This window comes from Breznakia sp. PF5-3 (assembly GCF_029504745.1).
GTDB lineage: Bacteria > Bacillota_I > Bacilli_A > Erysipelotrichales > Erysipelotrichaceae > Breznakia.
Map to the genome: position 1 here is coordinate 1 of NZ_JAQFIQ010000075.1, position 4,367 is coordinate 4,367.

3 protein-coding genes and 1 rRNA gene are annotated in these 4,367 nt (G+C 32.5%); all 4 read right to left on the reverse strand.

What is annotated here, in order from left to right; all coding sequences use genetic code 11:
- Positions 1-163 precede the first annotated feature (163 nt).
- Positions 164-2,320 carry an ATP-dependent RecD-like DNA helicase gene (locus M2475_RS11245; protein ID WP_277491620.1) on the reverse strand — a complete coding sequence of 719 codons (2,157 nt, stop codon included), beginning with the start codon at positions 2,318-2,320 and terminating at the stop codon, positions 164-166.
- 19 nt (positions 2,321-2,339) lie between these two features.
- Entirely contained in the window at positions 2,340-3,026 is a 687-nt protein-coding gene (locus M2475_RS11250) for a type II CAAX endopeptidase family protein (RefSeq protein ID WP_277491621.1), read from the reverse strand.
- Complete coding sequence (gene mnmA, locus M2475_RS11255; RefSeq protein WP_346780375.1) at positions 3,013-4,197, reverse strand: tRNA 2-thiouridine(34) synthase MnmA; 1,185 nt, start codon at positions 4,195-4,197, stop codon at positions 3,013-3,015. The genes M2475_RS11250 and mnmA overlap by 14 nt, the downstream gene beginning before the upstream one ends.
- Positions 4,198-4,269: 72 nt before the next feature.
- Positions 4,270-4,367: ribosomal RNA gene (gene rrf, locus M2475_RS11260) — 5S ribosomal RNA — on the reverse strand; the annotation flags it as partial.

Genomic DNA, 4,367 nt, shown 5'->3' on the forward strand with positions numbered 1-4,367 from the left:
ATAAGGAATGGTAGTATTTAGTTAGAAAAAAGAAGCAACTTTTATTGCTTCTCATATTACGGTTAGTTCATTTACACAGATTTTTTTACACTCTCCTCAATTTCGACAAAATGGCATAGAAAAAAGGCTGTTAACCTTCAAGGCGATAAAAATCACCTATCTGTCACAGTCTCTCTAATAGTTTCGTTTTTCTGGTATGATAATCCGTTCTATTAATCCCTTTCTTTAACACCTGTTCATCTCCAAGTAAAACCAAAGATTTTTTTGCTCTTGTTATCCCCGTATAAATCAATCGACGCTGAAGCATATAAATATAATCTTTCAAAATTGGCATAATCACAATTGGATATTCACTACCTTGTGATTTGTGTATTGAAATACAATAGGCATGTGTAATATTATTGAAATTTTCAGAAGTATATTCTACAAATATCCCATCAAAGTCAACAATGATTCGATTTTGATGATCAATATCATTACGAGCATCTACAATTTCAATAATTTTTCCAATATCTCCATTATATACTCCATCATCTGGTTGGTTTTTCAATTGTAACACTTTATCGTCTTCACGAAAAACACGATATCCTAAGCGTAGCTCATTTTTTCCAGCTTCTGATGGATTACAAAGACCTTGCAAAGATTTATTAAGCGCATCAATTCCTGCAACACCATTATACATTGGCGCTAACACTTGTATATCTAAATCTTGATAACCTTTTTCAAATGCATTTGAAACGATTTTAATAATTTGATCTTTCACTTGATAGTTCTCACACGAAAACATTTTCACATCATTTTGTTGATGAAAATCTAATAGCTCACCATCTTTCATCGCATGCGCTAAAGCTATTACATCACTACCTTCACTTTGACGATATATTTTATCTAATCTAGTTACTTCAAACATATTTGATCCTATCAAATCTTTTAACACAAAACCTGGTCCAACAGAAGGTAACTGATCTTCATCACCAATAATTAATATCTTCGCTACATTGTGAGATGCCTTCAAAAGATTATAAAACAACCAAGAATCAACCATTGAAAATTCATCGATGATAATTAAGTTTGCCTCAATGGGACTATTTTCATCCACAGCAAAGACATTTGTCTCCAAATCCCATTTTAAGAGTGAATGAATCGTTGTGGCATGAATTCCTCCCAATTCGCCCAAACGCTTCGCAGCACGCCCTGTCGGCGCGCACAGAGCGATTGTAGAGTAAGGGAACAAATCCTTGTATAAACTAATAATTGCTCTTACTATTGTTGTTTTTCCTGTTCCTGGTCCACCTGTCAAGATAGAAAATGATTCTTCAAAAAAAACTTTCATCGCTGTTATTTGCTTTGTGTCGTAATGAATATTAAATTTATCACTCAATTCCTCAATTTTTTTATCCAATTCCCCAGTATCAACTTTTGCTGTTTCTCCATAAGGGAAATTAACTAAGAAATCACTAATTCCTTTTTCCGCATCATATTGTGTGATGTGATAAATATCATTCCCTTCAATATGAAGCAACCGTTCTATTTCTAATTGTTGTAAGTAATCATCAAACATTTCCTCATTACAGAAATCAAATTCTTTTGATACCCGTTTAAAAACAACATCTTTTTCTTCGTAAGTGTTACCACTTTGCATTGATAAAGATAATACAATAGATACAATTGCTGCTTTAATTCGTTTGGGGTCATTTTCATCAAAGCCCAAACTCATAGCAAGTTTATCAGCCGTTTTAAAGCCAATTCCATCGATATCGGTTATCAATTGATATGGATTTTCTTTCACCACCTGAATTGCACGATCTTCATAAACCGCTTCAATCTTCAATACATTTTTAGTACTAATACCATGTTGTGTCAAAAAAACAATCGAATCATCGATACTATTTTGAACACCTTCGCAGATACTGTCCTTCTGCTTATCACTTAACCCTACAATTTGATATACCACACTTGGATCATCTTTTATAATCTCTATTGCATCACTACCAAGTTGAGCAACTAGCTTACTAGCTGCTTTTTTCCCAACACCACTAAATAAAGAACTAGAAAAATAGCGAATCAAAGAACTATCATCATTTGGTAATACCTTCTCATACGATTCAACTTGAAACTGCATCCCATATTTATAATGTTCCAAATAATCGCCATATAAGCGATATGGTTGTTCTTCCAATATCTCACCTATATATCCAGTCACAGTTAAGGTTTTTTCATCTTTTTCATTCGTTCTGAATTTCGCAACTGTATAATTGTTATTTCGATAAATAATCACGCTGAAATAGCCTTCAATACACAATTTATCCTGCAAAATCATCACTCCTCACTTAATTTGATTACATAGTTGACAAAACAAAAGCTAATGTATTATATAAACCATGTAAAATAATGCACCCATAAATGCTTCCTGTATCTTCATAAGCTTTCGCAAAAACAATACCCATAGCACCATATAAAAATATATATATCAAATCCATAAACTTTCCTATAAATATAGAATCCATAACATGTATGAAGCCAAAAAAGAAGCTAGAAATTAGCGCCGCTTTGAAAAAGGAACTTTTCTCACGTACCATTCGGAATATTACACCACGAAATACTGTTTCTTCTAAAATCGGAGCTAAAACTCCAACTGTTATCAAATATATATAAGGATTCATTCTTTGAATTTGCATTATTTGATTCTGATTTTCACTTGTCTCTAAAGAAAACAATATTCCTATAAAATTCCCTATAATTATATTTGCTAACAATAACAAACCTATTCCAGTAGCAATTGCTTTTATTAAATCTATAAAATTTATATCTGCTTCTTTCTTGAATAATGGAAAAGCGATTGCCACAACAAGTATAGACCCAAGTAGATAATCAAAGAAAACATATAATAGTTTATCCTCAACATTAAATAAATTCATAAAACCAAGTACGATAATTGGTATAATAAACAACCAAAGAATAAAATAAGCAATCAATACACCTATTCTTCGTTTTTGCCCTAGAACATATTCCTTATATTTCCCCATTGCGTTTCTCCTTCAATACATCTTCAACATTCATTCCACCACGATATACTTCTTCAATTACTCCGCCGCCTAAACATACATCACCGTCATAAAACACCGCTTCTTGTCCAGGTGTAACAGACGAAATTGGCATATCAAATACAACTTCTACCATATTTTTATCACGTATATATACTTTTACTTCATTATCTTTTTGTCGATATCGAAATTTTGCAGTACAAGAAAATGAATCCTCTATTCCTTTGTTTGTAAACCAATTTACATTTGACACGATGCAAGAATTAGAGAAAAGCAACGGATTGTTTTCTTTACTACAGACATAGAGTTCATTTTTTTCTACATCCTTTCCAACTACAAACCAAGGACCTCCCTCACCACCGATTCCTAATCCTTTTCTTTGTCCTATCGTATAGTACAACACTCCGATATGTTCTCCGATCACTTCATTCGTATCAATATTAATTATCTCCCCATTTTTTGCAGGTAGATAATTAGTCAAAAAATCACGGAAATTTCTTTCTCCTATAAAACAAATACCTGTAGAATCCTTTTTAGTAGCTATATCTAAATCTAATTCTTTCGCAATTCTTCTAACTTCTGGTTTTTCAATATCTCCGATTGGAAACATTGTTTTTTGTAATGCTTCTTGAGATATTTGACACAAAAAATATGTTTGATCTTTATTAGCATCTTTCCCACGCAAAAGAATGCTTTCATCCTCATTATGAATAACCCGTGCATAATGACCTGTTGCGACTTGTTCAAATCCCAACTCCAATGCATATTTTAAGAAGAAATCAAATTTAATATACTTATTACATAAAATATCAGGATTTGGTGTCCTTCCATTTTTATATTCTTCCAAAAAATATTGAAAAACATAATCCCAGTACTCTTTCACAAAATCTACTCGAAGTAATTCCAAGCCTAATTTATCAGCAACCCGCTTCGCATCCATATAATCCTCTTCTTGCGGACATACATCGTTATTAATCGTAGGATTACCACTGATATCATTATTTGCAAAAGAATCCCAATTACGCATAAAAGCACAGGTTACATCATAACCTGCTTCTTTCAATAAATAAGCTGCTACGGCACTATCCACGCCACCTGATAGCCCAACTAATATTTTTTTATTTTTCATACGCTTTATATTATAACACAACAATAACAAAAGAACATTTACAATTTATTATTTATCCTTAATACAAAAAAAAGACATTCCATTGGAATGTCAATAAACTGGCAATTTGCTATCTTCACTAGAGCAAGCCTAGCTATTGTCGCCGTAAAAGTGCTTAACTTCTGTGTTCGAAATGGGAACAGGTGTGACCACTT

Coding starts and splice junctions, on each gene's coding strand:
- M2475_RS11245 (WP_277491620.1), bottom strand. CDS start 2,320: ATGATTTTGCAGGATAAATTGTGTATTGAAGGCTATTTCAGCGTGATT.
- M2475_RS11250 (WP_277491621.1), bottom strand. CDS start 3,026: ATGGGGAAATATAAGGAATATGTTCTAGGGCAAAAACGAAGAATAGGT.